At 44.9% G+C, this 18922-nt stretch carries 13 protein-coding genes; 8 read left to right on the top strand and 5 right to left on the bottom strand.

Annotated features, from left to right (window positions below):
• Positions 1–39: 39 nt before the first annotated feature.
• Together ACRRS0_RS22530 and ACRRS0_RS22525 are read right to left on the bottom strand one after the other, a co-directional pair.
• Entirely contained in the window at positions 40–2154 is a 2115-nt protein-coding gene (locus tag ACRRS0_RS22530) for a methyl-accepting chemotaxis protein (protein WP_432455349.1), read from the bottom strand.
• A gap of 169 nt (positions 2155–2323) precedes the next feature.
• Entirely contained in the window at positions 2324–3307 is a 984-nt protein-coding gene (locus ACRRS0_RS22525; RefSeq protein ID WP_432455350.1) for an SLAC1 anion channel family protein, read from the bottom strand.
• A gap of 576 nt (positions 3308–3883) precedes the next feature.
• Between ACRRS0_RS22525 and ACRRS0_RS22520 the strand changes: the two genes are divergently transcribed.
• Positions 3884–5446, top strand: a complete 1563-nt coding sequence (locus ACRRS0_RS22520; RefSeq protein ID WP_432455351.1) for a M14 family zinc carboxypeptidase — start codon at positions 3884–3886, stop codon at positions 5444–5446.
• Between the two features lie 198 nt (positions 5447–5644).
• Complete coding sequence (locus tag ACRRS0_RS22515) at positions 5645–6805, top strand: endonuclease/exonuclease/phosphatase family protein (protein ID WP_432455352.1); 1161 nt, start codon at positions 5645–5647, stop codon at positions 6803–6805.
• A 147-nt stretch (positions 6806–6952) separates the two neighbouring features.
• Here ACRRS0_RS22515 and ACRRS0_RS22510 read toward each other — a convergent pair whose 3' ends face one another.
• From ACRRS0_RS22510 to uxaC, 3 genes are read right to left on the bottom strand one after another with little or no spacing between them, the layout of a single operon-like run.
• On the bottom strand, positions 6953–8452 hold the full coding sequence (locus ACRRS0_RS22510; RefSeq protein WP_432455353.1) for a UxaA family hydrolase: 1500 nt from the start codon (positions 8450–8452) through the stop codon (positions 6953–6955).
• The gene (locus ACRRS0_RS22505; protein ID WP_432455354.1) at positions 8445–9902 is read right to left on the bottom strand and encodes a tagaturonate reductase; all 1458 of its coding nucleotides are present in this window, start codon (positions 9900–9902) and stop codon (positions 8445–8447) included. Before ACRRS0_RS22505 ends, ACRRS0_RS22510 begins: the two co-directional genes overlap by 8 nt.
• On the bottom strand, positions 9902–11317 hold the full coding sequence (gene uxaC, locus ACRRS0_RS22500) for a glucuronate isomerase (RefSeq protein ID WP_432455355.1): 1416 nt from the start codon (positions 11315–11317) through the stop codon (positions 9902–9904). Before uxaC ends, ACRRS0_RS22505 begins: the two co-directional genes overlap by 1 nt.
• Before the next feature lie 547 nt (positions 11318–11864).
• Between uxaC and exuR the strand changes: the two genes are divergently transcribed.
• The 6 genes from exuR (at position 11865) to uxuA (ending at position 18848) form a co-directional block, all read left to right on the top strand.
• Positions 11865–12638, top strand: coding sequence for a transcriptional regulator ExuR (gene exuR / locus ACRRS0_RS22495; RefSeq protein ID WP_432455357.1), 774 nt, complete (start codon positions 11865–11867; stop codon positions 12636–12638).
• Between the two features lie 560 nt (positions 12639–13198).
• The gene (locus ACRRS0_RS22490) at positions 13199–13729 is read left to right on the top strand and encodes a TRAP transporter small permease (RefSeq protein ID WP_432455358.1); all 531 of its coding nucleotides are present in this window, start codon (positions 13199–13201) and stop codon (positions 13727–13729) included.
• 44 nt (positions 13730–13773) lie between these two features.
• Positions 13774–15087 (top strand): TRAP transporter large permease, encoded by a 1314-nt coding sequence (locus tag ACRRS0_RS22485; protein WP_432456122.1) that lies wholly within the window; start codon positions 13774–13776, stop codon positions 15085–15087.
• A gap of 27 nt (positions 15088–15114) precedes the next feature.
• Positions 15115–16080: a TRAP transporter substrate-binding protein gene (locus ACRRS0_RS22480; protein WP_432455360.1), complete on the top strand. Its 966-nt coding sequence runs from the start codon at positions 15115–15117 to the stop codon at positions 16078–16080.
• Between the two features lie 132 nt (positions 16081–16212).
• Positions 16213–17706 (top strand): mannitol dehydrogenase family protein, encoded by a 1494-nt coding sequence (locus tag ACRRS0_RS22475; protein WP_432455362.1) that lies wholly within the window; start codon positions 16213–16215, stop codon positions 17704–17706.
• A 77-nt stretch (positions 17707–17783) separates the two neighbouring features.
• Entirely contained in the window at positions 17784–18848 is a 1065-nt protein-coding gene (gene uxuA, locus ACRRS0_RS22470; RefSeq protein ID WP_432455364.1) for a mannonate dehydratase, read from the top strand.
• The last annotated feature ends 74 nt before the right edge of the window (positions 18849–18922 follow it).

Below are 18922 nucleotides of genomic sequence, written 5' to 3'. Positions count from 1 at the left end.
TGGCCGACGATGGCCAAGGTCGCATCGATTGTGGCTGATTTAGGTTTTGAGTTTGCTCAGTTGTTGATGTTGCTGAGAAACCAGATCGGCCAGGCTACTACTGCTTTGTTGGGCTTCATCGGCAAGGCGAGCCAGATCTGAAGCGGAATCCGAGATGCTGGTCATGTTTCGATTCACTTCTTCGGTGACCGCGCTTTGTTCTTCGGCTGCAGTTGCGATATGAGTGACTTGGCTTGAGACTTCTTCAATTTGGCTCACGATGGTATTGAGTGAATCTAGCGCCATTTCGGTTTGTCCAACCGCTAATTTAGCCCCTTCAGCGCCTTGTTCGATGATCTTCGACGCACTGTTGACTTCTTGTTGTAGCGAATCAATCAGTTTACTGATTTCGTCGGTCGAGCTCTGGGTTTTTGAGGCCAGAGAGCGAACTTCATCGGCCACCACCGCAAAACCGCGGCCTTGCTCTCCAGCTCTAGCGGCTTCGATCGCTGCGTTTAAGGCGAGTAAGTTAGTTTGAGCGGCAATTGCGCTGATGACCTCCAAAATCTTACTAATATTGGTGCTACTATCGGCTACTTTAGCGACAGCCTGCCTAGCTAATTGTGACTCTTGTTCCATATTGTTTACATAGTTCATCGCCTGACTAAGACTGTCTTCGCCAGTTTTTACATTGGCGGTCATTGCGTCGGTTTCTGTGGCAGTTTGTTCTGATGCTTTGGCAACTTGCAGGGCGGTTGAGCTCATTTGGTTAACTGCGGTCACGACACTTTCAATTTCTTGATGCTGACGATTAACATTATCACGGGTCTGCTCGGCAATATTGGTTGCGGTTTTACTTTCGTTCTGCGAGCGAGAGGCTAGATCTTTAAGTTCACTAATTAATAAGCGTAGTTTGGTGATAAAACCGTTAATCCCACTGCCTAGAGCGATTAACTCGGCGTGAGATGCTATCGATATTGATTGCGTCAAATCGCCCTCAGCACTGGCGAGGTTTTCAACTCGACTCTGGATCATCTTGAGTGGTGCAATAATGGAGCGGATCACAATGCTAATGGTGGTAACTGCAATGACCGAGACAATACCGCCTATAATCAGCAATAGGCTGCCTAAGGCGGTCTCCATATCATTCATGGCCTTATCCATTTCCATTGCGGCCTTTAGGGCGTCGGCTTTGGCCACTTCGATGATTAACGACCACTGAGCATCGGCGATAGGGATGCTGACAGGATAAGCGACAATGATGTGATCGTTAGTTTCTAGATAGGCGCCATTTTTGTCCAAATTTTGATATTGAGTAGCTAGGCTTGGGTCGATTGATTCCGCGAGGGGGCGGGCCAGTTTATTATAATGACTAGCGGCAACCACTAAACCCTTATCACTTAATAGAGTAACCTTGGCCTGACCTTGGTAGAGTTTATTCGATAATTCATCAATCAATTTTTGAAACACTGGTAGATTCAAATCCACCCCGACCACCCCTCTAAATTGCCGAGCGACGATCACGGGCACCGTTAACGAGGTCATGAGCTCTTCGTTACCGGGAGATATTTCATAGAGGTAGGGTTCCATTAAACACGGCTTTTTGCTGTCTTTGGCACATAAGTACCATTCGGCTTCTCGCTGGCCAAACTCATTCAGCGTAGTGGCATATTTGGGAGCCGCATCGGTGACTTGATGGTGTTCTACACTGCCATCGTTGTTGCGGGTGTAATAGATTTCCAGAGTGCCTGTACCGGGGACACTGTGGCTAAACTTGCCTGTGTACTCCCGGTCTCGACCATCGTAACCGTTGGCTTCAAATTGGGCATACATGGAGGATATTTGGCTGTTTTTTTGTAACACCGCAGCGACCGCCGTTTCGATGGTTTCTCTGCTGAGGGGTTGTTGTGTCGTGGTTTCGATTATTCCACTAAAGGAATACGGAATGCGGTAGGCCTCATTGATAAATCCGGCGATTTGTTCCCCATACTCTCCTGCTTCGGCGCTAAGTTCTTGTTGGGTTTCTTGTTGCAGGGCCGCTTGTACCTGCGCTGCTAATTGTGCATTTTTGCTGCTTAATGACCACCATAAGCTAGCAGATAAAACACTTACAATGATCAGAAACAGTGCAGAAGTGATCCAAAGTAATTTGGTCGATATTGATAATTGACGCATGTATTGCTCCCAAGCCAAGATGTGATGGCGTATGAACATCATGAATGGATATACACTAAAAATAGCTTAGCTAAGCTAAATCTCTAGCTTATGAGCATTTTCTTTGCGATGAATGACCCGATAGCTAGGCGCAAAGCGTCTGCGATGAAGTGAATATCACTTTTCGTGATTAGGGTTCTGGTTGGCAAAGTTCACGGTTCACGATTGCCTTTAAGGTGCGTAATACCAGTGCGAATAGCAGCAGTGATAAAGCGATGAGTAAACCGAATGCTAATGCTGCTAAGCCTTGGCTGTGGCTTAAATGGGCCATTTTGCTGCTGGCGATGGTGAACGCGGCCAAGGGAAAAGCATAAGCCCATGAAGACATAAAGAAGGGTAAATGGATTAGTCGGTAAATATTGACGAACAGCAGTAGGCCAAAAAATAGCGCCACATAAAAGAGGATTCGGGCAAAGGTATCGAGGCCGTCAATTAAACTGGTGTAGGCCACAAAAGCAATTGAAGGCGGTGTTAGAAAAATAAATAGCATCGGCATTAATTGCTCCGATAAGGACTCATGAAAAAATAATCGGTGCAGAATAATGGTTAATAAGCTCAACCAAAACAATAAGCCAATGCTGAAAAAGAACCAACCGAGTTCAATGTAACCGAGGCTATTACCCGATATTGGCACAAACATATTACCCACCACCGGGATAAACCAGCTCGGATTGGCGTGTAACAAACAGTAATGGGAATGATTTATCCAACTGCTGACGATGTAAAGCGTCAAACCCAATTGAGTAACGGTACCCATGACCCATAGATTGGCAGATAAGCTGGGGTATTGATTCCAAATGACCGACAACAACAGCAAGCTAATCGAGAAGGCGGGGAAGAAATTGAGTTTTACGGGATGTCTTAGCTCGGCAAATACCTCTTCAGGAAAGTAGCGGAGTTTAATACAGTAGAGTAGCGTCATCACCAGCATCATCACCGAGCTAATCGTGCCTAATACCATCGCGATATGATCAGATATGCTTAGTGCAGATACTTTCCAAGAGATGCTCCAGCCAGTAAAACCCATAATAATGGCGAAGAAAGAAATTGAAAAATAGCGGAATCGATGTTGCCAGGGGGAGGGCTGTGGTTTTGGTCGTGGTGTGGTGCTCATAGACGTTCTCATAGTTATGAATGGACGTTCATTGGACTTGTTGATTCTCGCTGGTTGGCGCACTTGCTGTTGGCATCATGTGAGTCGTGTTGCCGTTTTAAGTAAGTGTAGGCGTTGGTTAGCAAAAGTGAATTGGCTATCTTTAGCAAAGCCTAATTTATGTATTGGCTCCGATGCCATTTTGAGCCTGAGCCGGTATTTATGGAAGGGCTGCCTGCGCAGAGCGTTAGCGTCTAGTTGAACTGAACTATCGTGATTGTTGGCAATGTGGATCGCTTATGTTGGCGGTAGATTGTCTTAATGAATACTCGATTGAACTCTAATTAATAAATGTTGTAATAATACTTGAGGCTTCTATTATTAGCAGTTAGTTATATTTTTGTTATTCATTCATCAAGTGCCTAAACGCCGTTTAGGCTGTGGCGAAGGTATTTTAAAGTTTGTTTGTCGAAGGGCGTAAAAACGATGTTTGCCTAGCTTATTAAGCGGTTATTGTGGTTGTGTTAACGTTGGCTATCTTTGTACAAAATCAACTATAAATGTTGTTCGCCCTTGGTCATTTATCAAGGAAGAATTATGAATATATGTATTACAACAGGTATCAAACGGTACTTTAATTACCGGCTCCTATTTTTGAGTTTACTGCTTTGTATTCCGGTGAGCGCGCACGATTTTGGGAAGCTCCGGGTTCATTCGCATGGCTTATGGGGGCTTTCGAGCTACCAGCAATTACGTCATCAAGTTATTTCTCTGCCTTTCTATGCGTTGCGACCGATGCGTGCTGGGCCATTGATCCGTCAGGCGCATCATTATGGGATCCTCGATATTGATGTTCCGTTACCGGCTGGCTTAGACATTGATTATCAGGTCTGTGGCGAAGACTTACCAGGCCCCAGTATTCGTCAGGCGGTGGCCTGCACCGTGAATGATGGAGGGCGCGGCAACACCGATCCCAATCAAGTGGGATTCTCGACTCAGGGACGAGAGCTGATGGCTTTGCGTTTAGGTAATCCAAATGGCTATCGAGTGATGGTGATTACTCAGCAACATGGGAATGAACCTGCGGCGACAGAAGCGGCCTTAAGTGTGGCGCGTTGGCTCGCTATGGGATTTGGTCAAAGTGTCCAACAAATCCTGCGGCGCCTCGATATTGTGATGTTATTACGCGCTAATCCCGATGGTGGGGAACCTGATCCGCGGGCTTGTGCGATTGATCCTGAGCCTGGGATGGTATTAGACAAAGATTGTGCGTTGACTCGACAGAATGTTGACCCCTCTGCGGGCGGGGCCTTCACTGAAAATTCCGAAGCTGATTTTGTGGGGGTCGTGGGTCGTGGTTATGATCTGAACCGTTACCACTATGCGGGTCTCGAACAACCGATCCGGCCAGTAGAAACACAAGCAATGGTCGCCGCTGTGTTGGCTTTTCGCCCGGAAGTTGTGCTTGATTTACATGGTGATTTGCAAAAAACCGATTGTCAGCTCGACATGAGCAGCATTCAAGCGGGTGCTGTGTTGGGTAGTTTGCCGACAGTGGCCTGTTTAGCTGAGGATGAGGCCGATGATTTTCGTTTACTTAGCCCCTATGCCGATGCCGAACCGGGGAGTGAGCATGAATTTGTGGTGCAGAGCTTGGCGGTTAATGTGATGGCGAAAATTGCCAGTGTATTTCAGGGATCGGTTGGTCGTTTTTCACAACTTCAATTGGATGCTGGGCATGTGAGCACTGGGGCTACGGGTCATTATCAACAACTGGGGGTTGCGGTTGCGGGTTGGGAAACGGTGAATTTTAGTAAAGATCTGCGCGCTGATGTGGTGGCGGTGGCCGCTGGTAAGCCAGTGATTGGGGTGAATCTTGGTTTACCTCAACCCGAATTATTGAAGAAACAGATTTGGCTCAACCGAATTGCCTTATTTGAAGCGCTGAGTAGCTTAGCCGAGTTTGCTCAGCAAGCACCGACCAGTGGTGGCGACTTTTGTGATTATCCACTCGCGCAGGGCTTAAGAGCCAACTTGCCCGCAAAATATTGGGGACCGCAGGCAACTGATGGTGAGAAGTTGATCCCGATTGCGCCGGGTATTGGATTGCCGCTCTACGTGAGTGGCAATTGTCCCGATAATCCAGAGTCAACCAAATAGCGATTTGCCAATTTGGGTCGCGACGCTCGATGATACAAAAGGCATCCTATGGATGCCTTTTTTCTTGAATCAGAGTTTAGTCAAGATGGCTTACTAGAATATTTTTGATTCTTATGTCAATGAATAATGAACCGCGCTGGACTATTCTCTGAGGAGACAGCAGCTCGTGTTTGTCGCTGCGTAATCGGAGGGACAGCCATGCCATACTATAAACCGTTGAAACAGTTACCCGAACCAGAACGAAAACGAATCGTGGCCGGTATTCAAGGTTTACGGCAGCAGTTTAAGGCGCAGGCGTTTCCTGAAAAGAAGACTGCAGAATCGTTGATCCTTGGCTCTTGGAATATTCGTAATTTTGATGATGACCGTTTTAACTATGGGCCTCGCTTGCAAGAATCCTTGTATTATCTGGCGGAAATCATCTCGCGCTTCGATGTGATTGCAGTGCAGGAGGTGTGTCAGGATCTGGCACCATTAGATGCTTTAATGGATATATTAGGTCGGCAATATCGTTATATTTTAACCGACGTAACCCATAGTAGCCTCGGTGGTAATAAGGAGCGTTTAGGCTTTATCTATGACAAGAACAAGGTGTTTTTTAAAGGGGTTGCCGGTGAATTAGTCCTTCCCGATAAAATGCTTATTAGTGATGCTTCAAATAAAAAACGGCAATTTTCTCGAACTCCCTTTGGTGCGCAGTTTCAATCGGGTTGGTTTAAGTTTTTATTTTCAACGGTACACATTTTCTATGGGAGTAACTCTCCTCGTTCACCTAGCTACGAGCGACGGGTTAAAGAGATCGCGGCGGTAGCTAAGTATTTGGCGAAACAGGCGAAAGTGAGTGACCTGAACCAAGTGCTGGTGGGCGACTTTAACATCAAGGCGCATGGGAGCGCTGGATTTAATGCTTTGCAGCAGAATGGTTTTACTATCGTAAAAAATCGCAAAGGCAGCAATCGTGATCAGACTAAATTTTACGATCAAATTTCATTTATCTCGCGCCGTGACGAGTTGCAATTGAAACAAGCCGAGCGTCAAGATCGGGTATTCCAATTCTTCGATAGTGTATTTCGCTTAAGTGATTTTAACCTGTATAAGCCGCTATTGAAGCAGCATATACAGACAAAACTGCAGCTCGCTAAGCAGCAAGTTGATTGCGCAAGCACCAATAAAAAGTTAAAAAAAGCCGAAGATAAGTTAGCGAGCCTTCAAGCGGTACTGGTCTCTGATGAGTCTTTATTTGACTACTATCAGGAATGGCGAACCTTCCAAATGAGTGACCATTTACCGCTCTGGGTAGAATTGGAAATTGATTTTTCAGATAAATATCTGGAGTACCTTAGTGATTACCAAGCATAGCAGCGCGTTTGCGGATGAGGGTTGCGGGGTGATGTTTTGTTTAAATGTTGGTCGAGGCGTCGCTTAGCGGGCCTTATCTCTTGAAGAGGGAGAGTCAGCACTATCACCGAGAGCGGTGATAGTGCTGTTTACTTTTTAGTGCGGCAGTTACAGAGTGACGCCGTTTTTCCAGATGGCTAACTCACGAATATCATTGTACTCATTTTTGGTGAGCTCGCCGCTCACCAATTTGGCTAAGAGATCTAAGAATCGGTCGAGTAGCTCTGGCATTAACAAGTTGTCGGTGATTAGAGCCCCAGCATTAAAGTCTATCCAGTGCGGTTTGCGGCTTGCTAAGTCACTGTTAGTGGCAATCTTCACCGTTGGCACAAAGCCTCCGTAAGGCGTGCCTCGTCCGGTGGTAAAGAGCACCATATGACAACCCGACGCACCTAAGGCGCTGGTGGCAATGGCGTCATTACCCGGCGCATTTAAGAGGTTAAGCCCCGGTTTACTGAGTTTTTCAGTGTAATCAATCACGTCAATCACCTGGCTAGAGCCAGCTTTTTGAGTACAACCCAAAGATTTATCTTCTAGGGTGGTGATCCCACCAGCTTTATTACCTGGAGATGGGTTTTCGTACACGGGTAAGTCGTGGCTGAGGTAGTACTCTTTAAAATTGTTCACCATGTCAACGATTTTATCGAAGACCACTTGGTCTTTAGCGCGATTCATCAAAATCGTTTCTGCGCCAAACATTTCAGGAACTTCGGTCAGCACCGTGGTGCCACCATGCGCCACCATGGTGTCGGAGAATAAACCCAGCATTGGGTTGGCGGTAATTCCCGATAAGCCATCACTGCCGCCACATTCCAAGCCGAAGCGAACTTCAGAAAGCTTGCCGGGCTCGCGTCGGTCCTGCTGCATTTTATCAAACAGCCGTTGCAGATGAACCAGCCCTTGCTCCACTTCATCGTCGCTGTGCTGCGCCACCATAAACTCGATGCGTTCTGGATCGTGTGCTGCTAAGCCTTGCCTAAAGGGGACGATTTGATTGTTTTCACAACCAAGACCAATCACCAAGGTACCACCCGCATTGGGGTGAGTGGCCATGCTTTGTAACAATTTCTTGGTGGTTTGATGGTCATCGCCAAGTTGTGAGCAACCAAATTGATGGGTAAACACATGTACCCCATCGATCATCGAGGTGTCATTTTTAGCCAGAAATCGCTTGGCAATTTGCTGAGCGATGCCATTCACACAACCCACCGTTGGAATAATCCAAATTTCGTTGCGCACAGCTACTTCACCGTTGCTGCGACGATAGAGCTGTACTTCACGGTCGGTTTTGCTCAGTAATTCAACTGCTGCGCTTGGTGTATATTGGTAACTACTTTTATCATTTAAGTTCGTTTTAGCGTTATGGCTATGTATCCACTCTCCGCAATTGATCGCCTCTGTCGCATGACCAAAAGGTTCACCGTACTTTACCAATAACCCATTGGGCGCAATTTCTGCAATGGCAACTTTATGGCCTTTGTCGATGTCTTGCTGCAGATAAACATGCTGGTCAGCAATGCTGATCTCGGTGCCTTTAAGCATTGGCTCCAAGGCAATAATCACGTTATCTCGTGGGTGTATTTGGATCCAAGTCTTCATTTTATCCATCCAACTCTTTACTGAGTGCTGCTGATGTTCCAGCAGTTAGCATCGCTGTTAAATAGGCGGTCACCTGTTGCGCGAATTGAGGCACTTGATTGAGATCTTGGCCCCAACTTTTTTCTTTCGCTAATACTTTGCTGACCAGTTCGGCTGGTGTACTTTGCCCCGAGTCAACGGCTTGCCATTGCTCACTAAACAAATCTAACCAATGTTGGTCGTCATTGAGTGGAATGCTTTGACCGTCACGAAGCCCGCGATAGAACAATAGCTGAGCAGCAAAAGCGAAACTCATTAACTTGGGCGCTTTACCGTTACGCTCGGCGTTGGTCAGCAATTGTGGCAGCAGGCGAGTTTGCCACTTGGTCATGCTATTGAGTGCGATGGACGTGAGCTGATGTTGAATGTAAGGATTTTTAAAGCGATTGATAACCGCATCAGCAAAGGCTTGCAGTTCATCTTTTTCCAGTGATAAGGCTGGGATCACTTCTTCTGAGAGTAGCGATTCAACAAACTTGCTTAATTGTTGATCTTGCATTGCTTCGCCAACCGTATCGATGCCACTCATGTAGGCAACTGGCACCATGGCGGTGTGGGCCCCATTCAGAATCGCAACCTTACGCTCTTTATAGGGTTTGATGTCATCCACAATTTTAATGTTGAGAGCTTGCCCTTCTAGTTTTAAAGCTTCGGCTAGCGCTTGTGGTCCTTGGATAACAAACAGATGGAAGTACTCCGCGGTGACCATAAATTGGTCGTGATAACCCAATTTTTGTTCCAAGCTAGCTAGTTCGTCACGTGGATGACCCGTCACAATGCGATCAACCAAGGTGGAGCAAAAAGTATTTGCTTCATTCACCCAGCTGCTGAATTCGCTACCGAGATCCCATAACTCAATGTATTGATTAATTATTTCTTTTAGCTTATCGCCATTGTAGTCAATTAACTCACAAGGAATGATGAACAAGCCCTTGTCGCTTGCACCAGAAAACGCGAGGTAACGAGCGTGTAACCAGCAGGTGAGCTTCGCCGGGAAGGTGCTTGCCGGTGTATCGGTAAATTTATCTTGTTGGTTATAGGCAATCCCGGCTTCAGTGGTATTCGAAAAGATAAACTGAATATTGGGATCTTTGGCGAGTGCCAAATATTCATCGTAGTTTTGGTAAACCGATAATTCTTGATTCACCGAACTAATAATTCGGGTTTCTTCTACCGCTTGATTGTCTTCATTCAAACCGCGGATCACTGTGGTATAAAGGCCGTCTTGTTGGTTCAGTAGCGGTGGGAAATCGGTATCGATGGGGCGGACAATGGCAACGCCAGCATCGAGATCGGTTTGATGATTTAAAATATCTAATTGCCAATCAACAAAGGCCCGCAAGAAATTACCTTCTCCAAACTGAAGAACTCGGGTGGTGTATTGTTTAGCTTCAAATTGAGCGCGATTAAGGGTGTTCATTATTTCTCCAGATTCAAGTTGAAGTATTTATTAGCATTGTTGAAGCTGATGTCTTCAACCATTTTTGAGAGTAGTGCCATGTCGTGTGGGGCTTCGCCGTCGGCAACCCATTGGCCTAATAGGCGACAGACTAAGCGGCGGAAATATTCATGACGAGTATAAGAAACAAAGCTACGGCTGTCGGTTAGCATGCCTACAAAGCGACTGAGTAGGCCCAACTGAGAGAGCTGTTCCATTTGGCGTAACATGCCGTCTTTTTGGTCATTAAACCACCACCCAGAACCAAATTGGATCTTGCCTTCAATACCATCGCCCTGGAAGTTACCGCACATGGTAGCCAGAACTTCGTTATCGCGTGGGTTGAGGCAATATAAGATGGTTTTAGGTAAGGCATCTTCAAGCGCGAGAGCATTCATTAACTTTGATAATGGTGCTGCCACTAAGCCATCGTTGATGGAATCAAAACCTGTATCGGGACCAAGCAGTTGTAACATGCGTTGATTGTTATTGCGCAGGGCTCCGATGTGGTATTGCTGAACCCAGCCGCGACGCGCGTATTCTTTACCGAGGTAAACCAGCACTGCGGTTTTGAGTTGCGCAGCTTGTGTTGCCGAGACGGTTTTGTTATTCAGGCGGTTGGCTAAGATTTGATCAAGCTCTTGTTCACTTGCTTCTTCATATTCAACCGTGTCTAAAGCATGGTCTGCGATACTACAACCGTGAGCGGCAAAATGGTCAAGACGAATAAACAGCGCGTCACATAACTGATGAAAGCGAGAGATTTCGATATTGGTTAATTCGCCTAAGGTGGCGATATAACTTAGGTAATCTTCGGCATTAATATTAAAGGCTTTGTCTGGGCGCCAGCTGGGGAGCATTTTTACATGAAAGGATTTGTCGTCGGCAACTGCTTTGTGGGCGGCTAAATCATCAATAGGATCGTCGGTGGTGCCCACCATACGAACGTTCATTTTTTGCATAATGCTTCTTGCCGAAAATTCGGGAGTGGCTAGCATCGCATTACAATCATTCCAGATGCCCTCGGCACTTTCGGCGTTGAGGATCCGTTGGGTAATTCCAAAAGGTCGACGTAATTCTAGATGAGTCCAATGAAACAACGGATTACCAATGGTTTGAGGCACCGTTCTCGCCCAAGCCTGAAACTTTTCTTGGTCACTGGCGTCTCCAGTAATGAAGCGCTCGTCAATGCCGTTGGTTCGCATGGCTCGCCATTTGTAATGGTCGCCACGTAACCAAATGTCGGTGAGGTTATTAAAGCGGTAATCTTGAGAGATTTGTGTCGGGGGCAAATGACAGTGGTAATCAATGATTGGTTGCTGTGCTGCCACATTGTGGTAAAGCTCTTTAGCTACGTCTGTGGTCAGTAAGAAATCTTCGCTTAAAAATGTCGACATACAGGTTCTCTCAAATTTGGTTATTTTAACTCTCTTAAAATACACCCTATTCAACTGGTATAACAAATTTATCCCATCAAGAAAGTTTGATCTTGAGAGTTAGATCCCACTAATCGTGTTTGCGGCAAAATTACACTAGACCTTATTGACTTAAATAGTATTATTCATGAAAGTTATAAGTTAACTTTTTTGAAGTAAAAACAGTTACTTGTTTGTCACCCATTGTTTTTCATCAGTTGTTTTTGAGTATTTTGAGCGTTTTTTTTACTCTGTTAAGGGGGACTGAGCTAAAATTAATTGGTTAGACCGATTGTATTTGGGGTTTCGCTTTAGATTTTCGATTTGTGCCCTTTTCTGGAGCCAGATGGCTCAGGCTAAGCTCAGCCCCCTGTCTTGAGTCGGTTTAAGGTGATTTAGAATAAATGGGCTGAAGCGTGGTTTTTAGTTTTTTTGAACCGCTGCAGGCATTGTCGCGATCAGGCTGTTTTGGTACGATAGCCTTGTCAATGTGGCTGTATCGGTCATTGTGCACATTTTGGGTAAATTGATGTCTGAATTTGAAATAAAACGTCTTTATCAGAAGATTGCCGCAGATTTAAAAGCGCAGTTAGTGAGTGGTAAATATAAGGTTGGTGAGCGTTTGCCTTCGGAGCGCGTGATCGGCGAAACCATGGAAGTGAGCCGTACGGTGGTGCGTGAGGCGATCATTATGCTGGAAATTGAAGGTTTTGTTGAAGTGCGTAAGGGCTCGGGCATTCACGTGATTGCCACGGACATGCCAAGCAATAACCAGAGTGCCGATAAAGCAAGTGAAACCTTATTGTTCTCCGGCCCTTTTGAACTGCTGCAGGCAAGGCAGCTATTAGAGAGCAATATCGCTGAGTTTGCTGCCTCTCAGGTGACCAAACAAGATATTATTGAGCTGAAAAAAATTCAGGCCAAAGCTCTAAAAGAAGATCGTCTCCGTGATTCTAAGTGGGATAAGCTATTTCATATTCAGATTGCCAAAGCGACGCAAAACTCAGTATTGCTGATTATGGTAGAGCAATTGTGGGAGCATCGAGAGCAGAATCCTTATTGGCTCAAATTACATGAGCACATTGATGAAAGTTGTCTTAATAGCTGGTGTTGTGATCATGAACAAATTCTAGATGCGCTGATCCGTAAAGACCCGCAAGCGGCTAAGTTAGCGATGTGGCAGCATCTTGAGAACACCAAGCAAATGTTATTTAACGCCACCATATTTGACGGTGATGACCGTTACTTATTCACTGATAATCCGGTGGTTGAGTTTCAACCGCTCAATATTGGTTTAGCCTAACAAAGCCGCTGCTATATTGGCGTCCAGATAGCTTGTGAGCTGTATCTCGGCTATATGTTTGTTGTTATTCCCCGTCTTTAATCAATCTACCGGGTTGCTCTTCTATTGTTTAAGTGAGTCTACATACAAGGAAGTATGTGGTTTTATTGGTGGCGAGTCGTCCTCTTGGCATGCGGGACTCTGTCTTGCTTGCAAAATAACAAAACTCAACTAAGTTTTACTAAGTCCTGCATCCATTTCTCTCCCATTTCGTGTATTTCATCGCAAAATTGATCATACCACTTTCCAAAATGAGACATAGACACTCTTCTATTTAGGATAATTGGTATAACATGAGCGGGTATTGGAGTGACACGTCAAGCTTGTGAGTGGTGTTCTCCTATATGTAGTGATACCAATTATGACTCGCTGGGTCACAAATTTTGAAACTGTAGTTCAAATTTAACATTTGGTGTGAGCTTAAGCTCATATCCTCCCAGCGGTTTATGTTAGCTTTGCGGCTTTGGTGTTGAGTTTTTGAAGGAGTCTTGGCTATTTCTTCAAAATGGTAAGTAGGATACATGGAATTAACAATGATTATTTCTACCTTGAATCAGATCGTCAATCGCGTGTTGGCTACGGTTCTGATTATATTTATGGGGGCGATGATTTTAACGGTGGTTTGGCAAGTCTTTACCCGTTTTATTATCAACGATCCTTCAGTCTTTACCGATGAGCTATCTAGATACCTACTTATTTGGATAGGTATTTTAGGTGGGGCGTATACCTATTCAGTAAAACGGCACCTCGCTTTAGAATTAGTGATGCCGAAGTTGAATTTTAGAAATAGAAATTTACTGAGCATTTTTATTAATATATTGGTGATAACCTTTTCATCGATTGCGCTTATCTATGGTGGCAGCATGGTTGTGGCAACAACCTTACAGCATCATCAAATATCGCCTGGACTTGCTATTGGTGGAAATCATCTACTTATCGGCTACGTATACGTGGTATTGCCTTTGTCCGGTGTTCTTATTAACTATTACGGTTTGTTAGATATATTTGCTTCTATCGCGAATATCGCCTCTGGCAAGAAAGGTGATAAGTAATGACTTTAATTGATCTTATTTTCACTCAAGAATATATCAGCGTTATGCCTGATTATCTTTTTGACCTATTGCCTATTATTGTCTTGTTTGGCACCTTGGCTATCTTTCTTATCATCGGTATGCCAATTGCCTTCGCGATTGGTAGTGCTGCATTATTGACGATTTTTCTCGATTTCCCTATCGATAAAGCCTCGATACTCGTCTCGCAGCAGTTAGCAAATGGTTTAAATAGCTTTGGTTTATTAGCCTTACCGTTCTTTATTGTGGCCGGTAATTTAATGAACCGGGGAGGTTTAGCGGTACGCTTAATTAACTTTGCGATGTTACTTGGTGGTCGCTTACCAGGCTCTTTATCCCATGTGAATGTGATTGCCAACATGATGTTTGGTTCTTTGTCTGGCTCTGCAGCGGCAGCTGCCGCGGCTGTTGGTGGCATCATGGGGCCAATGCAGAAAGAGCATAAGTATCCGCGGGCATTTTCGACAGCTGTGAACGTGGCGTCATGCCCGACTGGCTTGTTAATTCCGCCGTCAAACATTCTTATTCTGTATGCACTTGTGAGCAGTACTTCTGTTCAATACCTATTTATTGCCGGATATGTCCCAGGTTTACTCATGGGCTTAGGTATCATCCTTGGTATCTTCATCTTGGGTAAACGAAATGGTATTCCTCAAGAAAAAATTGTTCAAACCGAAAAAACTTCTAAAGTTATTCTCGATGCATTGCCGAGCTTATTCTTAGTCGTGATTATTATGGGCGGTATCTTGGGTGGTGCTTTCACCGCGACCGAAGCTTCAGCCATCGCGGTGGTTTACAGCTTGATCCTCGGTTTTGCTTATCGTGAATTAAAAGTCAAAGACTTACCTTCAATCTTAATTGATAGCGTGTTAACCACTTCGATTGTATTACTGATGATTGCAACTTCTTCGGCCATGTCATGGGGAATGGCGAATGCAGACATTCCAACTGCGATTGCTGAGTTTGTGTTGAATTACTCGACCAATCCAATTGTGATTATGTTGCTCATGAACTTGATTTTATTGGTTGTGGGCACGTTCATGGATATGTCACCAGCGGTATTGATTTTTACCCCGATATTCTTACCGATAGCGGTGCTATTAGGCGTGGATCCAATTCACTTCGGTATTATCTTGGTATTCAATCTATGTATCGGTATTTGTACACCTCCAGTGGGTACAGCTCTATTTGTAGGCTGTAGTGTATCTGGAAATAAACTGGGAGAAGTGGTGCCTAAGTTACTGCCCCTTTTCTTAATTATGGTAATAACACTCGGATTGATAGTGGTATTTCCTTCACTAACCATGTGGCTGCCTCACTTGGCAGGATATAAATCCTAATAATAAATTGATTAAGGACGTGAAATTATGAAATTTAAAAAACTCTTACTGGCTGGTGTGATTGCAGGGATGTCTTGTAGCTCGGCTGTATATGCAAAAACTTTGAAATTGGCTCACGCATTACCAACTGAGCACCCTGTTCACCAATCTTTGGATTGGTTCGCGAAAAGTGTGACCAAAGATAGTGACTTGCGAGTGAAGGTTTATCCAAATGGAACCTTAGGGAATGAAACAGCGTTATTGCAAATGGTTCAAAATGGCACCATTGCATTTACCAAAGTAAGTGCTGCGCCACTAGAGTCTTTCTCAAAGGCTTACAAAATTTTGTCATTGCCTTATTTATATCGTGATCTTGACCATTACAACAAAGTGTTAAATGGACCAATTGGCCAAGGTATTTTAGCTTCTTCTCGTGACCAAGGTTTTGTTGGTTTAGCGTTCTTAGATGCTGGTGCTCGTAGCTTCTACACAGATAAAGCGATTGTGACTCCTGCAGACTTGAAAGGCATGAAGATTCGTGTGCAAAACTCACCATTAGCGATTGATATCATCAAAGCGCTAGGTGCGACGCCGGTGCCACTTCCTTATGGTGAGTTGTACTCTGCTTTACAACAAGGTGTGGTTGATGGTGCGGAAAACAACATTCCGTCTTACTACTCTTCACGTCACTTTGAAGTGAAAAAAGTTTACTCTTACGACCGTCACACCATGGTGCCTGACGTATTGGTTATTTCTACCAGCGTATGGGATAGCTTGTCAAAAGCAGAGCAAGAAGCAGTACGTAAAGATGCGCAAGCCACAGTTGCAGTGCAAGAGAAAAACTGGAGCGATTACGTTGCTAAAGCTCGCACTGACTTAGAATCACAAGGGATTACCTTTGTTGAGAGTGATACTCCTGCATTCCAAAAAGCGGTTCAATCAGTTTATGAGAAATTTAAAACTGAAAACCCAGAGCTTGTTGGTATGTTGAATGATATTCAAAACACCAAATAATGATTTAGGCTTTTTTAGCTAAATTACTTCGAAGCAATACTCAACACTGCGCTTGGGTATTGCTTTATTTGTTTATATACGGACCTAAGCCAGCAAAGCTTTGCCTTTAACGCTGCTACTATTGAGGTTTTAATGAAACTAAATAAAAGCTCTATGCCGAGCGCGAACGCAGCAAGTAAACCTACGGAACAGAGCATGAATGCTGGGGTGGGCATGGTTCATCTTGGTTTTGGCGCATTTCATCGAGCCCACCAAGCTTTAATCACGGATACTTTGCTCAAAGAGCATGGTGGCGATTGGAAAATTGTTGGGGTGTGTAATTGGGGAGCGGCAGGTCAGTCAATCGAACAAACCGGCCCTGAAGCCAGCTTCGCTAACCAAGATAATCTTTATACCGTAGCGGTCGGCCAAGACGAGACACTTTCGCTGGCGATTATTGGTGCGGTAGAACAAGTACTTTTTAGTAACCAAGTGGATGCGATCCTTGGTTATATGACTCAGCCTTCGGTGAAGGTGGTGAGTTTAACGATTACCGAAAAAGGCTATTGTCATCATCCTGCGACAGGGCGTTTGAATCTAGAGCATCCACAGATCCAGCATGATTTGGCGCATCTAGGTGAACCGCATACCGCGATTGGCTTTTTAGTGGCAGCACTCAAAAAACGCCGTGAAGATAAAATTGCGCCTTTTACTCCCTTATCTTGCGATAACTTGCCGCACAACGGTGTGGTGTTGCAAAATATCATATTAGATTTTGCCAAGCAGCTGGACCCAAAACTCCATGATTGGATTGCCGCCGAGGTGAGTTTCCCGTCAACCATGGTTGACCGTATCGTGCCGCAAACCAGCACCGCAGATCAGCAGCGTGTTAATCAGGCTCTCGGCCTTGAAGACCAGCAATCGCTGGTTACCGAACCCTTCTTACAGTGGGTGATTGAAGACAAGTTCTGTAATGAAAGACCCGCTTGGGAAAAAACCTCAATCGACAATGTTATTATTACCGATGACGTGACGCCCTTCGAGAAGATGAAGCTGCGCTTACTGAATGGCACCCATTCGGCCATGGCTTATCTTGGTTATTTGGCGGGTTATCAAACCATTAACCAAACCATTCAAGATGAGGCTTATGAACGCTTCATTCGTTACTTAATGGATATTGAAATCAGCCCATCGCTGAACGTTGAGGGGATCAATCTTGGGCATTACAAAGACTCACTGATCGCCCGTTATAAAAATAGCGCCTTAAAACACCGTACTTGGCAAATTGCCATGGATGGTTCGCAAAAGATCCCGCCACGTTTCTTACAAACGATTGCCTATGGCTTACAGCACAATATTGAGAGTCCGGGTTTGTATTTGGCTTTGGCCGCTTGGATGAAGTATACCCGAGGGGTGGATGAACGTGGTGCCGTGATTGATGTTCGTGACCCCATGGCAGAACAGTTTGCCGACATTTGGCTGACCAATGAATCGGTCGAAGAAGTGGTCGAGGCGTTTTTGCAGTTAAGTGCAATTTTTCCACCTAAATTGGCCAAACAAGCCGCCTTTAAGGCGAACTTACTGCATGCATTAGAGTTGCTCCTTGAAAAAGGCGCTAAGCAGTCAGTCTACGATTTTAAATGTTAGCTTGTTGAATTGATGAGCTAAATAACGATTAAGGTTTGATCTACGCGAGTGAATTAAACCTGTCAGGAATATTCGCAATGAAAATGACATTTAGATGGTACGGTGAGGGCAACGATCAAATCACCCTTGACCAAATTAAGCAAATCCCTGGTGTGGAAGGCATCGTTTGGTCTTTACACGACATGCCTGCGGGGGTGTTGTGGGACGAGCAGCGGATTGCTGAAGTTGAACAGCAGATCAAAAAATCTGGCTTTAATATCGATGTGGTTGAAAGTGTCAATGTGCATGAAGATATTAAGTTGGGGCTAGAGAGCCGTGACCAATACATCGAAAACTACAAACAAACCCTGCGAGCGCTGGGCCGATTTGGTGTGAAGGTGGTGTGTTACAACTTTATGCCGGTGTTTGACTGGACTCGTACCGAGCTTTATAAAAGCTTACCTGATGGCTCGAATGCCTTATTCTTTGAGAAAAGTAAGATTAGCGAAATTGACCCCATCGAGCTGATTGAAACGATTTCTAAAAATACCGACGTGACCATGCCGGGCTGGGAGCCAGAACGCTTAGCCAATTTAAAAGAAACCTTTAAGCTATATAAAGATTTTACGGCGGAAGATCTCTGGAAAAACTTGCAGTACTTCCTTGAGCAAATTATTCCGGTGGCGGAAGAATGTGGTATCAAGATGGCGATCCATCCCGACGACCCGGCCTTCCCGATCTTTGGTTTACCGCGAATTATTATTAATAAAGAAAACATCCAACGTTTTCTAGGCTTGGTGGACAATCCTTATAACGGCTTAACCCTGTGTTCTGGTTCTTTAGGATCGGTGAACAATGATATTCCTGATCTAATCGATACTTTCCACGAGCGGATCCACTTCATGCATATTCGTAATGTGAAGCGCTTCGACAATGGTGATTTTATCGAAAGTTCTCACCGCGCCTGCGATGGTTCGATTGATATTGTACAAGTGGTGAAAATGCTCTACAAACATAACTATCAGGGTTATGTGCGTCCGGACCATGGTCGACATATTTGGGGAGAAGAAAAGTGGGCTCGCCCTGGTTATGGTTTGTATGACCGTGCCCTCGGCATCATGTATATCAATGGCTTATGGGACGCGTTAAACCACGAGACTTAAACGCGCGCTACTCTGTTCTGAACAAGGCCTTAATGGAGCTCCCATTAAGGCTTTTGATTGGAGAGTGCGCTAGC

Source organism: Agarivorans sp. QJM3NY_29 (assembly GCF_050870835.2).
Taxonomy (GTDB): domain Bacteria; phylum Pseudomonadota; class Gammaproteobacteria; order Enterobacterales; family Celerinatantimonadaceae; genus Agarivorans.
The sequence above is the reverse complement of the archived record's forward strand: the minus strand, read 5'-3'. Positions and strand labels throughout refer to the sequence as shown.